General features: G+C 73.3%; 8 protein-coding genes. 2 read left to right on the plus strand and 6 right to left on the minus strand.

Features of this window, described 5'->3' with window-relative positions:
* Positions 1-2 precede the first annotated feature (2 nt).
* From ACFXMG_RS36850 to ACFXMG_RS36870, 5 genes are all read right to left on the minus strand, one after another.
* Positions 3-3329 carry a UvrD-helicase domain-containing protein gene (locus ACFXMG_RS36850; protein ID WP_383827988.1) on the minus strand — a complete coding sequence of 1109 codons (3327 nt, stop codon included), beginning with the start codon at positions 3327-3329 and terminating at the stop codon, positions 3-5.
* 102 nt (positions 3330-3431) lie between these two features.
* Positions 3432-4241: a hypothetical protein gene (locus ACFXMG_RS36855; RefSeq protein WP_383827990.1), complete on the minus strand. Its 810-nt coding sequence runs from the start codon at positions 4239-4241 to the stop codon at positions 3432-3434.
* 75 nt (positions 4242-4316) lie between these two features.
* On the minus strand, positions 4317-5093 hold the full coding sequence (locus ACFXMG_RS36860; RefSeq protein WP_383827992.1) for a hypothetical protein: 777 nt from the start codon (positions 5091-5093) through the stop codon (positions 4317-4319).
* A gap of 157 nt (positions 5094-5250) precedes the next feature.
* Positions 5251-8721, minus strand: a complete 3471-nt coding sequence (locus ACFXMG_RS36865) for an ATP-dependent helicase (RefSeq protein ID WP_383827994.1) — start codon at positions 8719-8721, stop codon at positions 5251-5253.
* Between the two features lie 344 nt (positions 8722-9065).
* Positions 9066-9488 carry an MGMT family protein gene (locus ACFXMG_RS36870; protein ID WP_383827997.1) on the minus strand — a complete coding sequence of 141 codons (423 nt, stop codon included), beginning with the start codon at positions 9486-9488 and terminating at the stop codon, positions 9066-9068.
* A 165-nt stretch (positions 9489-9653) separates the two neighbouring features.
* Here ACFXMG_RS36870 and ACFXMG_RS36875 point away from each other — a divergent pair, with 165 nt between their 5' ends.
* Positions 9654-12302: a lysylphosphatidylglycerol synthase domain-containing protein gene (locus ACFXMG_RS36875; RefSeq protein ID WP_383827999.1), complete on the plus strand. Its 2649-nt coding sequence runs from the start codon at positions 9654-9656 to the stop codon at positions 12300-12302.
* Positions 12303-12325: 23 nt separating this feature from the next.
* Here ACFXMG_RS36875 and ACFXMG_RS36880 read toward each other — a convergent pair whose 3' ends face one another.
* On the minus strand, positions 12326-13066 hold the full coding sequence (locus tag ACFXMG_RS36880) for a YwiC-like family protein (protein ID WP_383828001.1): 741 nt from the start codon (positions 13064-13066) through the stop codon (positions 12326-12328).
* A 138-nt stretch (positions 13067-13204) separates the two neighbouring features.
* Here ACFXMG_RS36880 and ACFXMG_RS36885 point away from each other — a divergent pair, with 138 nt between their 5' ends.
* Complete coding sequence (locus ACFXMG_RS36885) at positions 13205-16852, plus strand: nitrate reductase subunit alpha (RefSeq protein ID WP_383828003.1); 3648 nt, start codon at positions 13205-13207, stop codon at positions 16850-16852.

The raw sequence follows: 16852 nt of genomic DNA on the forward strand, positions 1-16852 counted from the left end.
GCCTATCCGGCGCCGGAGGGTGCCCCGCCCAGCAGGATCGCCTCCAGCTCCGCCCGTCCGGGCAGCCGGGCCGGACGCGCCACCTCACCCGTCCGGACGTAGACGAAGGCGGCGGCCACCTCCTCGGGCTCCAGGCCGTGCTGCTCGGCCCAGGCGAGCCGGTACAGCGCGAGCTGGAGGGGGTCGGCGGAGCGGTGGTGGCTGGTCTTCCAGTCGACGATCTCGTACGCCCCCGATTCCGGGTCCCGGTAGACGGCGTCGATCCGGCCCCGGACGACCCGGCCCGCGAGGGTGAGGTGGACGGGGACCTCGACGCGGTACGGGGTGCGGTGGGCGTACGGGGTGCGGGCGAACGCCTCCTTGAGGGTCTCCAGGTCCCGCTCGTCGACGATCTCCGGCTCGCCGGCGAAGTCCTCGCCGCCGGGGAGCTCCTCCGGGCCGAGGAAGGGCAGGGGCAGCTCCTCGTAGCGGGACTCCACCCACGCGTGGAAGCGGGTGCCGCGGCGGGCCGCGGGCTGCGGGGGCTTCGGCATGGGGCGGGCCAGCTCCTGCGCGAAGCCGTCCGGGTCCTCGGCGAGGCGGAGGACCTGGGAGGCGGAGAGGTAGGCGGGGAGGAGGACGTCTCTGGTGGTGGCGCGGGTGCGGTGCAGCTCCGCTGTCAGGGCGGTGAGGTCTCTGTCCCAGGAGGCGATGGTTCTCGCTTCCTCCGGAGTGAGGGTTTCCCTGGGGTGCGGGATTGTCTCTTGGGCCTCGCCCGGGAGCCAGAGGTCCTCGGGGTGCGGGTCCTGGAGGTCGGGCGCCGTGCTGGGGGGGTTGTGCCCACCCGTTCCGCCCTGCGGAACAATTGCCCACAACTGGGTCCGTACAGCCTCCGCCGCCTGCCTGCGCCAGGTCAGGGCCTCCTCGTTCAGGGGGAGGGGCCAGGGGAGGTCCTGGTCCGTTTCTGCCAGGAGGGGGTTTTCGGTGCCCTTTTCGGGTTCTTGCGCCCATGCCTCGATGTCGCCGTGGCCCTTTTCGCAGTGGGCGTACAGCTCCTGGAGGAAGGCCGAGGGGCCTCTTGGTTTCTTCTGGGCGGGGCCCCACCAGTGGGCGGAGGCGAGGAGGAGGGTGCGGGGGCGGGTGAAGGTGACGTAGCCGAGGCGGAGTTCCTCGGTGTGCTGGTGGTCCGTCATCGCGGCCTTGAAGGACTTCATGGCGGCCGCGTCCCAGGTGTCGAGGTCCGGGAGGGTCGCCGCGTCGCCGCGCAGGGCGTGCGGGAGGACCTGGGGCTGGGAGGTCCAGGACTCACGCGCGCGGGCGGACGGGAACTGGCCGGCGACCAGGCCGGGGACGGCGACGACGTCCCACTCCAGGCCCTTGGACTTGTGCGCGGTGAGGACCTTCACCGTGTTCTCGCCGCCCGGCAGGGCGTTGTCGAGGCCCTTCTCGAACTGGACGGAGGTGCGCAGGAAGCCGAGGAAGGCGAGGAGGCTCGCCTCGCCGTCGAGGGAGGCGAAGCCGGCGGCGACGTCCAGGAAGTTGCCCAGGGTCTCGCGGCGGCGGGCCGCGAGCGCGTGCGGGGAGGCCGACAGCTCGACCTCCAGGCCGGTCACGGAGAGGACCCGGTGGAGGACGTCCATCAGGGGGTCGGCGAGGGAGGCGCGCAGGGAGCGGAGCTCGGTGGCGAGGCGGGCGAAGCGGACCCGGGCCTCGGCGGAGAAGGGCAGGCCGTCGTCGGGGTGGCCGCCGGAGTCGAGGAAGGTGTCGAGGGCGTCGGCGAGCGAGACGACCTCGGCGGGGTCGACGCCCTCGACGGCGGCGGCGAGCTTCTGCGCGGGGTCGGCGCCGGCGCCGCCGCGGTGGACGAGGAGGCGGGCGCGGCGGCCGAGGAGGGCGAGGTCGCGGGGGCCGACGCGCCAGCGGGGGCCGGTGAGGAGGCGGACCAGGGAGGCGTTGGCTCCGGGGTCCTGGAGGACCTCGCAGACGGCGACGAGGTCGGCGACCTCGGGGAGGTGGAGCAGCCCGGAGAGGCCGACGACCTCGACGGGGACGTCGCGGGAGACGAGGGCCGCGTGGATCGCGGGGAAGTCGCCGGCGGTGCGGCACAGGACGGCCATGGAGCCGGGCTCGCGGCCGGTGCGGACGAGGTGGGCGAGGGAGTCGGCGAGCCAGTCGATCTCCTCCGCGTGGGTGGGGAGGAGGGCGATGCGGACGGTGCCGTCGGCCTCGGCGCCGGGGGCGGGGCGCAGTGCCTCCACGCCCGCGTGCATCGCGCGCAGGGGGGTGGCGAGGCCGTTGGCGAGGTCGAGGAGGCGGCCGCCGCTGCGGCGGTTCTCGGAGAGGGACTGACGGCTCGCGGGGGTGCCGTCGGCGTGCGGGAAGTGGGCGGGGAAGTCGTCGAGGTTGGCGACGGAGGCGCCGCGCCAGCCGTAGATGGCCTGGCAGGGGTCGCCGACGGCGGTGACGGGGTGGCCGGTGCCCTGGCCGAAGAGGCCGGAGAGGAGGAGCCGCTGGGCGACGGAGGTGTCCTGGTACTCGTCGAGGAGGACGACCCGGAACTCGTCGCGGAGGATCGCGCCGACCTCGGGGCGGGTGGTGGCGAGCCGCGCGGAGAGGGCGATCTGGTCGCCGAAGTCGAGGAGGTCGCGGGAGCGCTTGGCGGCGCGGTAGCGGGTGACGAGTCCGGTCAGTTCGCGGCGGGCGGCGGCGGTCTCGGGGAGCTTGCGCAGGTCGTCGTTGGTGAGCTTCGCGCCGGCGAGGGCGGTGAGGAGCTCGGCGTCGTACGCGAGGAGGTCCCCGGGCTCGACGAGGTGCTCGGCGAGCTCGCCGTCGAGCGCGAGCAGGTTCTCGACGAGGGTCGGGAAGGACTTGGTGAGCGCCGGGTACGGGCCGGGGGCCTCGCGCAGCACGCGCGCGGCGAGCTGGAAGCGGGTGGCGTCGGCGAGGAGCCGGGAGGTCGGTTCGAGGCCGATGCGCAGGCCGTGGTCGGTGAGGAGCTGCCCGGCGAAGGCGTGGTACGTGGAGATGCGGGGCTCGCCCGGGGGGTTCTCGGGGTCGATCGGGTCGGGGTCGGTGACGCCGGCGCGGACGAGGGCGGTGCGGACGCGCTCGGCGAGTTCGCCGGCCGCCTTGTTGGTGAAGGTGAGGCCGAGGACCTGCTCGGGGGCGACCTGGCCGGTGCCGACCAGCCAGACGACGCGGGCCGCCATCACCGTGGTCTTGCCGGAGCCGGCTCCGGCCACGATGACCTGCGGGGCGGGCGGCGCGGTGATGCAGGCCGTCTGCTCCGGCGTGAAGGGGATGCCGAGGAGCTCCTTGAGCTGCTCGGGGTCGGTGATGCGTGCGGTCACCTTGAAGAGGCTAACGGGGCGGTCGGACATTCCCGTCCCCTACGGCTCCCACCTGCGGTTCCGTGCGGTTCCGTGCGCCTCCTCGCGGTTCCGTGCGGGGGGTCAGGCGCGGGTGCCGGGGTCGAGCCGGGAGAGGTCGACGGTCTGGTCGGCGGGCGGGGCGGTGACGTTCACGGGGCGGTCGTAGTCGGAGAGCGTCATCCTGCCGGGTTCGTCGCCGCCGGTCCTGACGACCTCGCGGATGTACGGCTTGCCCTCCTGGGCGACGGAGACGGTGGTCGTCACGCCGTCGGACTTCTTGGTGACGAGGGTCGCCACGGGGGTGCCGTCGATCTCGCGGTCGGGGCCGCGCGTGAGGCCCTGGCGGTCGTCCTTGTCCTCGCCGAGGCCGTCGAGGAGGGAGTCGAGGTCGCAGACCTCGCTGAGGTCGCCGCTGCCGGCCTGGCCGGGGGCGATCTTGAGCCAGCGGCCCTTGACGAGTTCGATGATCGGGGCGATCTGGTTCTCGGGCACTCCCTGGGAGGCCATCGAGGTCCGCCAGAACGCCTCGTCGCCCTTCATGTAGGTGATCTCGTCGAGCCTGCGGAGTTCGGCCCTGCCCTCGTCGATGCCGATGCGGCCCTGGCAGGCGCCCCGGTCGTCGACGGAGAAGTCGACGTCGAGCCTCTGCCCGTCGGAGACGATCCTGCCGGTCATGCGCAGGGAGTCGGCGGAGCGGGTGGCGTCGACGGCCCGGTCGGCGATCGCTGCGGGCGTGAGGTCGTCGAAGGGGTCGGGCGTCGGGGCGACGGCGGGGCCCTGGGGTGCCGTCGTGGCCGCCCAGGCCGCCGCCGGGGCGGGGCCCGCGACGGCGACGGCGACGCAGACGACCGCCGCGGCGCGGAGCTTCCGGTGGCTGGACTGGGACCGCATACGAGCCTCCTCGTCCCCCCGGACCCTGTCACCAGGGTCGCCCCACGCGCGCGTGGTCGCTACTCGGCCGGGGGGTCAGCTGCCGGCGCCGGCCTTCATGAGCGCCTCCAGGTCCATGACCTGGTCGGCGGGCGGGGCGGTGACGGTCAGCGGCTTGCCGTAGTCGCTGAGGGTGACCGTGCCGGGCTCCTCGCCGCCGGCGGTGACGGAGCGGAGGATGTACGGCTTGGCGGAGTCCTTGGCCACGTACAGCGTGGTGGTCTCGCCCTTCTTGTCCGCCTTGCTCTTGAGGACGACGGCTGCGGTGCCGTCGACGTCGGCGTCGGCCTCACGGGTGAGGCCGGTGGTCTCGGTCTCCTTGTCCATGTCGGCGAAGATCGCCTTCAGGTCGCAGAACTCGCCGAGGTCGTTGGAGTCCGCGTCATCGGCCGGCATCTTCATCCAGCGGCCGTTGAGCAGGGCGGCGATGGCGGCGCCCTCCTCGGCGGAGGCGCCCTCCTCGCCACCGGTGCTCTTGTAGAAGGCGTCGTCAGCCTTCATGTAGGTGAAGCCGCCGGTGCGCATGACCTCGGCCTTGCCCTCGGTGCCGGCGGACATCGTGCCCTGGCAGGTGCCCTTGTCGTCAACGCTGAAGTCGAGGGTCATGTCCTTGCCGTCGTTCTTGCCCTCGCCCTTCATGTGGACGGAGGTGGCGGCCTTGGTCGCCTCGACGGCCTTCTTGGCGATGTCGTCGGCCGAGACGCCCGCGAAGGGGTCGGCGGCCTTGTCGTCGCCCTTGCCGCAGCCCGTGAGACCGATGACGGCGGTCAGACAGATCGTCGTCGCGGCCCAGAGCTTCCGGTTGGCCCTCATGCACGTACTCCTCAGCGTGTTCGACGCGCCTTCGATGTGTTCGAAAGCGAATATTCACAGGTTCTCTTCACGCAGACCTTATGGGGTGGCGCGCAACGGACGGTGAACGGGGGTGGACAAAGGATGCGCAAACGGAAACGTGACCCGCGTCACTCGCTCAGTCGACGACCTGGCGGCCCTCGGGCCGGGCGCTGCACGCGGCGCGGAAGGAGCAGGTCGCGCAGTGCTGGCCGGCCGTCGGCGTGAAGCGTTCGTCGAGGACCCGGCCGGCGGCGGTGGCGAGCAGGTCGCCGATCCACTCCCCCTCCGGGGGCTGCTGGGCCTGGACCTTGGGCAGGGCGTCGCCGCCCTCCTTCTTGGGGGCGGCCTGCCGCAGCTGGACGAGTTCGGCGCCGCCGGGTTCGGGACGGCGCCCGTCGAAGACCTCGTCCAGGGCGCCCTCGCGGACGGCGAGCTGGTAGACGGCGAGCTGCGGGTGGTGGGCGACCTCGTCCCGGGTGGGGGCGGCCTTGCCGGTCTTGAAGTCGACGACGTAGGCGCGGCCCTCCTCGTCGGTCTCCACGCGGTCCATGGAGCCGCGGATGCGGACCTGGTACTCCCCCGCTTCCAGGGTGACGTCGAAGCCGTGCTCGGACGCGGCGGGGGTGCGGCCGCCGCGGTCCATCACGTGCCAGCGCAGGAACCGTTCGAGCGCCACGCGCGCGTGCCCCTTCTCCTGCTCGGACTTCCAGGGCGCGTCGAAGGCGAGCGCGTCCCACACGGTGTCGAGGCGGGCCATGAGGACGTCCAGGTCGGCGGGGGTGCGGCCGGAGGCGACCTCGTCGGCCAGGACGTGGACGACGTTGCCGAAGCCCTGGGCGGCGGAGGCGGGCTCGGCGGCCTTGACCTCGCGGCCCAGGAACCACTGGAGGGAGCAGGTGGCGGCGAGGTTCTCCAGGGCGCTCGGGGAGAGGGCGACGGGGCGGTCGCGGTCGCGCAGCGGCACGGCGGAGCGGGTGGGCTCGTGCAGGCCCCACCAGCGGTCCGGGTGGGCGGCCGGGACCATCGGCTGCCCGTCCTCGTCGGCGAGGGCCGCCAGCTGGGCCAGGCGGCGGGCGGCGGCGTCCCGGAGCGCGGGCGAGGCGTCCGGGTCGACGGTGGTGGCCCGCAGTTCCGCGACGAGCGCGGAGACGGCGAGCGGGCGGCGGGGGCGGCCGGGCACCTCCTTCGGCTCGGCGCCCAGCTCGGTGAGGAAGCGGGAGGGCTGGTCGCCGTCCTCGGCGGGGGCCTTCACGGCGGTGACGACGAGGCGCTCGCGGGCGCGGGTGGCGGCCACGTAGAAGAGGCGGCGCTCCTCGGCGAGGAGGGCGCCGGGGGTGAGGGGCTCGGCGAGGCCGTCGCGGCCGATGCGGTCGGCTTCGAGGAGGGAGCCGCGGCGGCGCAGGTCCGGCCACAGGCCCTCCTGGAGGCCGGCGACGACGACGAGGCTCCACTCCAGGCCCTTGGAGCGGTGCGCGGTCATCAGGCGGACGGCGTCGGGGCGGGTGTGGCGGCGGGTCAGGGTGTCGGCGGCGATGTCCTGCGCGTCGAGCTCTTCGAGGAAGTTGAGCACGCCGCGGCCGCCGAGGCGCTCTTCGGCGCGGGCGGCGGTCTCGAAGAGGGCGCAGACGGCGTCGAGGTCCCGGTCGGCGTTGCGGCCGGCGGGGCCGCCGCGGAGGGCGGCGCGCTCCAGGCGGCCGGGCCAGGGGGTGCCGTTCCACAGCGCCCACAGGGCCTCCTCCGCGGTGCCGCCCGCGGCGAGCAGGGCACGGGCGTCCTGGAGGAGGCGGCCCAGGCGGTGGGCGCCTCGGGCGTAGGCGGGGTCGTGGGCGGCGAGGCGTTCGGGTTCGGCGAGGGCGCGGGCGAGGAGGGTGTCGGAGGGGGGTGGGATCTTGTTGCCCGCGGCGCGTTCCTCGTCGCGGAGGGCGCGGCCGAGTCTGCGCAGGTCTGCGGGGTCTACGCCGGCTAGGGGCGAGGCGAGGAGCTCTAGGGCCGTCTGGACGTCCAGCCATGCGGGGGGCTCGGCCTGTGCGGGCTCGTCCCGTGCGGGCTCGGCCTGTGCGGGCTCGTCCTGTGCGGGCTCGGCGGGTGAAGGCTCGGGGGGCGGCTCAGCGCCGTGGTCGGTTGTGCCCACCCGTTCCGCCCCGGCGGAACGCATGCCCACAACCGGCGTGGGGGCGGGAGGCATGCCCACAACCTGGGTGGGGGCGGCGGCGCCCACAACCTGGGGGGCAGCGGCTACAGCCCTGAGGGCCAGTAGCAAAGGGGCTACTGCTGGTTCGTGGCGGAGGGGGGTGTCTGCTGCGTCTGTTTCTACTGGGACGCCTGCTGAGGTGAGGGCTCGGCGGAGGGAGGGGAGTGGGGCGGCGGCTCGGGTGAGGACGGCCATGTCGTGCCAGGGGACGCCGTCCTCCAGGTGCGCGCGGCGCAGCAGGTCGGCGATGTTCTCGGCCTCGGCGGAGGCGGTGGGGTACGTGTACGCCTCGGCCCGGCCTCCCTCGCGTACCGGCGACAGCTCGCGGTGGGCGCGTACGGCCGCCGCGGGCAGGCGGGTCATCGGCATCCGCCGGGTCAGCTCCCGGGTGGCGGCGAGGAGGCCCGCGCCGGCCCGGCGGGAGGTGCCGAGGACGCGGACGGGGGCTCCGCCGAAGGCTGCGGGGAAGTCGAGGATGCCGTTCACGTCGGCGCCGCGGAAGGCGTAGATCGACTGGTCGGGGTCGCCGAAGGCGACGACCGTGTTCCGCCCGCCGCCGGTGAGGGCGGTCAGGAGCCGGACCTGGGCGGGGTCGGTGTCCTGGTACTCGTCGACGTACACGGCGTCGTACCCGGGCAGCGTGATCCGTTCGGCGAGCAGGACGGCCCGGTGCACCAGCTCGGTGTAGTCGAGGACGCCCTGGAGGTCGAGGACGTCGAGGTACTCGGCGAGGAAGCCCGCGGCGGCCTTCCAGTCGGGGCGGCCGACGCGTTCGGCGAAGCGGCGGAGCGCGTCGGGGCCGAGGCCGAGCTCACGGGAGCGGGCGAGGACGGCGCGGACCTCGTCCGCGAAGCCGCGAGTGGTGAGGCAGGCGCGCAGTTCGTCGGGCCAGCGGACGCCGCCTATCCCGGTCCGTTCGAGGTCGATCTGGCCGGCGAGGAGTTCGCGGACGGCGAGGTCCTGCTCGGGGCCGGAGAGGAGCCGGAGGGGTTCGGCGAAGAGTTCGGCGTCCTGGTGGGCCCGGATGAGGGCGTAGCAGTACGAGTGGAAGGTGGTGGCCTGGGGCGGGCGGCGGCCGCCGAGCCGGGTGGCCATCCGGTCGCGGAGTTCGACGGCGGCCTTGCGGCTGAAGGTGAGGACGAGGATCCGCTCGGGGTCGGTGCCGCGTTCCATACGGGCGGCGACGGCCTCCACCAGCGTCGTCGTCTTTCCGGTGCCGGGTCCGGCGAGGACGAGGAGCGGCCCCCGGTCGTGCTCAACCACCGCCCGCTGCGCTGCGTCCAGCTGAGGGGGATCCACCGGGGCCGGAGCCGTGCGCACGAGCCGGTACGCGCCGGGGGTCCGCTGCCGGCCCGCGCCCGGGTACGGCTGTCCCTGGTGCGGCGGCGTCGGCCGGGTGGTGGAGGAGGAGCTCACGTGGTTGGCCGGTCCTGGTCGGTGGTGATGTGGTGCCGGTGATGCGGGCGGTGCGGGCTGTGCGGGTGAGGCGAGTGATCCCGGTGACGGCAGGAGTCACCGGGGTGACGAGCGTACGGAGCGGGGTACGGACCCCGGCACGCGCGCGTACCCGTGTCCGTGCCCTCCGCGGCACGCCCGTCGACGTTACGCGAAACCGGGCGGCGGTGGGCCCTGGTCTCCGGGACCGGACGGGCGGGCTTCCGGACCGGACGGGCGGTCTCCCGGCCTCCGCGGGGACGACGCGGGCCCGTGGGCGCCGTGTGAGATCCGGCACGCCCGGTGCCCGCCGGGCGCCGTACCGCTCATTCCGGTTCGTGCCCGTGAGGGCCGGCGCCCTGGCCGTCCCAGCGGGCGCGGCGCATGTCGATCTTCGGGACGTGGCCGTCGGCGGCCGGGCCGCGCTGCCGCAGCGGTGTGCCCTCGTCGCGGTAGTGGCCGAGGGCGCGCAGCTCGTGCCCGGGGAGCAGGGTGCCGTCGGAGCGCACGACCCGCCACCACGGGGCGGATCCGCCGTAGAGGGACATGACGCGGCCGACCTGGCGGGGGCCGCCCTCGCCGAGCCATTCGGCGACGTCGCCGTAGGTCATCACCCGGCCGGGCGGGATGCGGTCGGCGACGTCGAGCACCGCCTCGGCGTACGGGGGCAGCTCCCCCGCCGGTCCGGAGTCTTCCGCTCCGCTCGCTCCGGTCTGTCCCACGGGTCCCTCCAGGCTCATCCGTCTCATCCTGCCTCACCCCACCGACATGCCCCTGATGCCTCCGCCGGGCGGCTCTTCATGCCACCATCGTGCGGGCGGTGACTGGTGATACGAGATCAACAGCGGCAGACGCGAGCAGAAACAGCAGACGCGGTAGAAGTAACAGAAGTACACGCAGAGACGGACATGGTGATGGGTCAGGACACTCAGCCTCCCGGTGAGGCTCGGCCCGACATGCCTCCCGAGCGGGTCTCCGGCGACGAGCCGCTGCTCGCCGCCCGTGTCCACCGGCCCTCCGACCTGATGCGTCTGCTGGCCGGTGTGCTGGCCATCGCCCTCGTCCTCGCCATCGCCGCCTTCGCCCACGGCACCACGTCCGGCCTGGAGCAGGACATCAACAAGGGGGCCGTCGGCGCCTCCGACGTCTTCGTCAAGATCGCCGGGCTGGTCTCGTCGATCGCGATCCTGGTCCTGCCGGTGGCCTTCGCCATCGAGCGGCTGGTGAAACGGGACGGGCTGCGGATCGCGGACGGCGTCCTCGCGGCCGTGCTCGCGCACGGCGTCACCCTCGCGATCGACCTGTGGGTGGCGAGGGCCGCGCCGGACACGATCCAGGACGCGCTGACCCAGTCGGCGGGCGGCGGCGGGCTGACCGACCCGGTGCACAACTACCTCGCGCCGGTGATCGCGTACATGACGGCCGTCGGGATGGCCCGCCGGCCCCGCTGGCGGTTCTCGCTGTGGACGGTGCTGCTCCTCGACGCCTTCACCATGCTGGTGGCGGGCTACACCACCGCCTTCTCGATCATCCTGACCGTGCTGATCGGCTGGACGGTGGCGTACGGCACGCTGTATGCGGTCGGCTCCCCGAACGTCCGGCCGACCGGGCAGACCCTCCTCGCCGGACTGCGCCGGGTCGGCTTCCGGCCGGTGACGGCGCTGCGCGCGGAGGAGGTGCCGGAGACCGCGGAGAGCGGGGACCGGGGCCGCCGGTACATCGTGACCCTGGAGGACGGGCCGCCGCTGGACGTCACCGTCGTCGACCGGGAGCAGCAGGCGCACGGCTTCTTCTACCGGCTGTGGCGGCGGATCACCCTGCGGACGGTGACCACCCGCCGGTCGATCGTCTCACTCCGGCAGGCGCTGGAGCAGGAGGCGCTGCTCGCGTACGCGGCGATCGCGGCCGGGGCGAACGCGCCGAAGCTGATCGCCACCTCCGAGCTGGGGCCGGACGCGGTGATGCTCGTGTACGAGCACATCGGCGGCCGCAGCCTGGACTCGCTGGACGACGGCGAGATCACCGACGAGCTGGCGCGCGGCGCGTGGGAGCAGGTGAAGGCGCTCCAGTCGCGCCGGATCGCGCACCGCAGGCTGTCGGGGGACGCGATCCTGATGGATCGTTCCGGCAGGGTCTTCCTGACGGATCTGCGCGGCGGCGAGATCGCGGCCGGCGATCTGGTGCTGCGGATGGACATCGCCCAGTTCCTCACCACCCTGGGCCTGCGGGTCGGGGCGGAGCGGACGGTGGCGGCGGCCGTGGAGGTGCTGGGCCCGGACGCGGTGGCGGACTGTCTGCCGCTGCTCCAGCCGATCGCGCTGAGCCGGTCGACCCGCGCGACCCTGCGGCGGCTGGCGCGGGAGCGCTCGCAGCGGGAGCGCGAGGCGGTCCTCGCCGCCTCCGAGGAGGCGAAGAAGGAGCGGGAGCAGGCCAAGGAGGCCGCCCACGCGGGCCTTCCGGCGCCCGGCGCCGACCCCAAGGCCGAGAAGGCCGAGAAGAAGGCGGACAAGAAGGCGGAGAAGCGGGCGCTCGACGAGGCCCTGGACGAGGCCCGCGAGGAGGACATGCTCGCGCAGATCCGCCGGCAGGTGCTGCTGATCCGGCCGCAGGCGCCGGTGGAGCCGGTCCGGCTGGAGCGGATCAAGCCGCGGACGCTGATCTCGCTGATCGCGGGCGCGGTGGCCGCGTACTTCCTGCTCTCGCAGATCGCCAGGACCCCGCTGTCCACGGTCGCCGAGGCGGACTGGCGGTGGGTGGCCGCGGCCGTGGTGTTCTCGGCGATCAGCTATCTGGCGGCGGCGATGAGCCTGCTCGGTTTCGTGCCGGAGCGGGTCGGCTTCTGGCGGACGGTGGTGGCGCAGGTCGCCGGCTCGTTCGTGAAGATCGTCGCCCCGGCGGCGGTCGGCGGTGTCGCCCTCAACACCCGCTTCCTCCAGCGCGCGGGCGTGCGCCCGGGGCTCGCGGTGGCGAGCGTCGGCGCCTCGCAGCTCTTCGGGCTCGGGGCGCACATCCTGCTGCTGCTCTCCTTCGGCTATCTGACGGGCACCGAGAAGTCGCAGTCGTTCACGCCGTCGAGGACGGTGATCGCCGGTCTGCTGACGGTGGCGGTGCTGGTCCTGGTGATGACGGCGATCCCGTTCATCCGGAAGTTCGTCTCCACCCGGCTGCGGTCGCTCTTCGCGGGCGTGGTGCCGCGCATGCTGGACGTGCTCCAGCGGCCGATGAAGCTCGTCACGGGCATCGGCGGGATGCTGCTGCTGACCGGTGTGTTCGTCCTCTGCCTCGACGCGTCGATCCGCGCCTTCGGGCACGGCAGCGCGTCGGTCAGCTTCGCGGGCGTGGCCGTGGTCTTCCTCGCGGGCAACGCGCTGGGCTCGGCGGCGCCGACGCCCGGTGGTGTCGGCGCGGTCGAGGGCGCGCTCATCGGCGGCCTCGTCGCGGTGGGCCTGCCCATCGAGGTCGCCACCCCGGCGGTGCTGCTCTACCGTCTGCTGACCCTGTGGCTGCCGGTCCTGCCGGGCTGGATCTGCTTCAACTGGCTGACGAAGCGGGGAGCGCTGTAGCCCGGCCGTGGACACCGGGGGCATCAGCCGTAGACGCCCACCAGGAAGGCGAGCAGCAGTACCGAGCAGCCGACCTCGACGGCTCCCACGACCGGGACCCTGAGTCCCCGGCCGGGGAGCGCGACCGCGCGGGCGAGGTAGAGGGCGAAGGGGACGGCGAGCCAGGGGCTGAGGAAGGTCGCCGCCACCAGCGCCACCGCGTGGTAGGCGACCGAGCCCTTCCGGTACGCCGCCGAGTTCCGCTCGCGGATCATCGTCTTCACGTACGGGACGGTGCCGGCGAAGTACAGCAGGCAGGCGAGCGCGGGGGCGAGGCCCTCGGTGACCGTGCCGCCGCCGAGCCGGAGCGCGACGAACAGCATCCCGCAGGCGGGGACGACGGCCACGAGGCCGTTGGCGAGGGCCCGTTCGCGGTTGCGGCGGGCGTAGACGACGTTCACGGCGAGGAAGGGCGCCATCAGGGCGCCGGCCACCGCGAGCCAGGGCTCGGCCACCAGCAGGGGCAGGCCGAAGGCGGTCGTGGCGGTGGAGAGGACCAGCGCGGGGCGGGAGTGCCGTGCGGCGGCCCGGGGGTTGCGGGACGCGCGTCGGAGCCGTACCCACTGTTCCGCGTGGAAGACGGCGCAGTAGCCGAGCAACCACGCCAGGAAGACGGGGAGTTGGAGCCAGGTCGGGGAGCCGGTCAGGACTCCCGCGAGGTAGGGCACGGCGAGCATGGCCCAGGCCCCGTGCTGGTTCGGTATCCACCGTCTCAGAGTGCTCACCGGGACAGCCTCACACATCGGGCCCCGGGACAAATGCGGGATTTGGTCACACCCGTACGGGACCATTGGCCCCCCTTCCGGCCCTTTCGCCCGGCCTAGGCTCGGGCTGCTGAACGCATCGTCGTGAAGGAGCCTGACGTGCAGCAGGAGCAGCCCGAAGCCGCCGAGATCCTCCTCCGAGCGGGAAGGTTCTTCTCCCGTTCCGAGGTCTCCGAGGACCTTCGGACGGTGCACCGCACCGGAGGGCGGGAGGGCGAGTCGTTCTACCGGGACCGCTGGAGCCACGACAAGGTCGTGTACTCCACCCACGGCGTCAACTGCACCGGCTCGTGCCGGTGGAAGGTGTACGTCAAGGACGGGATCATCATCTGGGAGACCCAGGCCACCGACTACCCGTCCGTCGGCCCCGACCGGCCCGAGTACGAGCCGCGCGGCTGCCCCCGGGGCGCCTCCTTCTCCTGGTACAGCTACTCCCCCACCCGGGTCCGGCACCCCATGGTCCGGGGCACCCTCCTCGCGATGTACCGCGAGGCGAAGAAGCGCCTGAAGGACCCGGTGCTGGCCTGGGCGGACATCCAGCGCGACCCGGTGCGCCGCCGCACCTACCAGCAGGCCCGGGGCAAGGGCGGTCTGGTGCGGGCGAGTTGGGAGGAGGCGGTGGAGATCGCCGCCGCCGCGCACGTCCACACCATCAAGGAGCACGGCCCCGACCGGGTGGCCGGTTTCTCCCCCATCCCGGCGATGTCGATGGCCTCGCACGCGGCGGGCGCCCGCTTCCACTCGCTCATCGGCGCGCCGATGCTCTCCTTCTACGACTGGTACGCGGACCTGCCGGTGGCCTCGCCGCAGGTCTTCGGCGACCAGACGGACGTGCCGGAGTCCGGCGACTGGTGGGACGCGGCGTATCTGATGATGTGGGGCTCGAACGTGCCGGTGACGCGCACGCCGGACGCCCACTGGATGACGGAGGCGCGCTACCGGGGCCAGAAGGTCGTGACCGTCTCGCCGGACTTCGCGGACAACACCAAGTTCGCCGACGAGTGGATGCACCCGCACCCGGGGACGGACGGGGCGCTGGCCCTGGCGATGGGGCACGTCGTCCTCAAGGAGTTCTTCGTCGACCGGGAGACGCCGTTCTTCGCGGACTACGTCCGCACCTACACCGACCTCCCCTTCCTGATCACCCTCCAGGAGACCGAACAGGGCCTGGTCCCGGGCAAGTTCGTCACCGCGGCCGACCTCGGTCAGGACGTCGAGAACGCCGAGTGGAAGACCGTCCTCGTCGACGACGCCACCGGCGAGCCGATCGTGCCGAACGGCACCCTCGGACACCGCTGGGGCACGGCCGGCGAACCCGACTGGAACCTCGACCTCGGAGACGTACGCCCCCGGCTCTCCCTCCTGGAGGAGGGCGCCTCCGCCGAGGTGGTGCTGCCGCGCTTCGACGAGGAGGGCGAGGTGCTGCGACGCGGGGTTCCGGTGCGGCGGCTCTCCGAGGGCGGGCCGCTGGTCACCACCGTGTACGACCTGCTGCTCGCCCAGTACGGGGTCGGGCGCGAGGGTCTGCCGGGCGCGTGGCCGGAGTCGTACGAGGACGCCTCGCAGCCCGGCACCCCCGCCTGGCAGGAGACGCTGACCTCGGTCCCGGCGGCCCAGGCGGCGCGCGTGGCACGGGAGTTCGCCGACACGGCCGAGCGCTCGCACGGCCGCTGCATGATCCTGATGGGCGCGGGCACCAACCACTGGTTCCACTCCGAGACGATCTACCGCGCCTTCCTCGCCCTGCTGACGCTGACCGGCTGCCAGGGCCGCAACGGCGGCGGCTGGGGCCACTACGTCGGCCAGGAGAAGTGCCGTCCTGTGACCGGCTGGGCCACCCTCGCGAGCGCCTCCGACTGGGGCCGGCCGCCCCGGCACATGATCGGCGCCGGCTGGTTCTACCTCCACACCGACCAGTGGCGGTACGACACCCTGCCCGCCGAGTCGCTGGCCTCACCGCTCGGCACCGGCCGCTTCGACGGCATGACGGGCGCCGACTGCCTGGCCGCCTCGGCGCGGATGGGCTGGATGCCCTCGTACCCGACCTTCGACCGCAACCCGCTGGAGCTCGGCGCGCAGGACGACCCGGTCGCCGACACCGTGAAGGCGCTGAAGGACGGCACGCTCGGCTTCGCCGGGGAGGACCCGGACGCGCCGGGGAACTGGCCCCGGGTGCTCAACGTGTGGCGGGCCAACCTTCTCGGCTCCTCCTCCAAGGGCAACGAGTACTTCCTCAAGCACCTCCTCGGCACCCACTCCAACCTCCCCTCCGACGGCCCGCGTTGCACCCCGAGGGACGTGACGTGGCGGGAGGAGGACGTCGAGGGCAAGCTCGACCTGCTGCTCGCCATGGACTTCCGGATGACGTCGACGACGCTCCTCTCGGACGTCGTCCTCCCGGCCGCCACCTGGTACGAGAAGCACGACCTGTCCTCCACGGACATGCACCCCTTCCTGCACGCCTTCACCCCGGCCGTCGACCCGCCGTGGCAGGCCCGCTCCGACTACGACGCCTTCCTCGCCCTCGCCCGCCGCTTCGGCGAGCTGGCCGGGGAGCACCTGGGCGTGCGCAAGGACCTCGTCACGACGGCGCTCCAGCACGACACCGCCGGCGGCGAGATGGCGCAGCCCGGCGGGGTGGCGCTCGACTGGTCGAAGGGCGAGTGCGAGCCGGTGCCGGGGCGCACGATGTACAACCTGGCGGTGGTCGAGCGGGACTACGGCGCCGTCGGCGAGAAGTTCGCCGCGCTCGGCCCGCTGGTCGACCGGCTCGGGGTGACGACGAAGGCGATCACCTTCGACGTCGCCGAGGAGGTCGCCTACCTCGGCGCCAAGAACGGCCTGGTCAGGGGCGGGGTCGCGGACGGGCGTCCGCGTCTGGACACCGCGCAGCGGGCGTGCGAGGCGATCCTCTCCCTCTCCGGCACGTCCAACGGGCGGCTCGCCACCCAGGGCTTCGAGACGCTGGAGAAGCGGACCGGCCAGGAGATGGCCCACCTCGCGGCCGAGGCCGAGGGCAAGCGGATCACCTTCGCCGACACCCAGGCCCGGCCCGTGCCGGTCATCACCTCGCCCGAGTGGTCGGGCAGCGAGTCCGGCGGGCGCCGCTACACCGCCTTCACCGTCAACACCGAGCACCTCAAGCCCTGGCACACGCTCACCGGGCGCCAGCACTTCTTCCTCGACCACGACTGGATGCACGAGGTCGGCGAGTCGCTGCCCGTCTTCAAGCCGCCGCTGGACATGCACCGGCTGTACGGGGAACCGGAGTTGGGGTCGAGCGACGGGAAGCAGGTCGCGGTGCGCTACCTCACCCCGCACAACAAGTGGGCGATCCACTCCCAGTACCAGGACAACCTGTACATGATGACGCTCGGCCGGGGCGGGCAGACGATCTGGATGTCGCCGCAGGACGCCGACGCCATCGGGGTCAGGGACAACGACTGGATCGAGGCGGTCAACCGCAACGGCGTGGTCACCGCCCGCGCGATCGTCTCCCACAAGATGCCCGCCGGCACGGTCTACATGAACCACGCGCAGGAGCGCACGGTCGGCGTCCCGAAGACGGAGAAGACCGGCCGCCGGGGCGGCATCCACAACTCGCTGACCCGGGTCATGCTCAAGCCGACCCATCTCGTCGGCGGATACGCCCAGTTGACCTGGGCCTTCAACTACCTGGGCCCGACCGGCAACCAGCGCGACGAGGTGACGGTCATCCGCCGCCGCGACCAGAAGGTGGAGTACTGA

Source organism: Streptomyces sp. NPDC059201 (assembly GCF_042754585.1).
Classification (GTDB): domain Bacteria; phylum Actinomycetota; class Actinomycetes; order Streptomycetales; family Streptomycetaceae; genus Streptomyces.

Excerpts from the sequence above, each read along its gene's own strand:
- ACFXMG_RS36855 (WP_383827990.1), bottom strand. The coding sequence starts at position 4,241 with ATGCGGTCCCAGTCCAGCCACCGGAAGCTCCGCGCCGCGGCGGTCGTC.
- ACFXMG_RS36860 (WP_383827992.1), bottom strand. The coding sequence starts at position 5,093 with ATGAGGGCCAACCGGAAGCTCTGGGCCGCGACGACGATCTGTCTGACC.
- ACFXMG_RS36870 (WP_383827997.1), bottom strand. The coding sequence starts at position 9,488 with ATGAGACGGATGAGCCTGGAGGGACCCGTGGGACAGACCGGAGCGAGC.
- ACFXMG_RS36875 (WP_383827999.1), top strand. The coding sequence starts at position 9,654 with ATGGGTCAGGACACTCAGCCTCCCGGTGAGGCTCGGCCCGACATGCCT.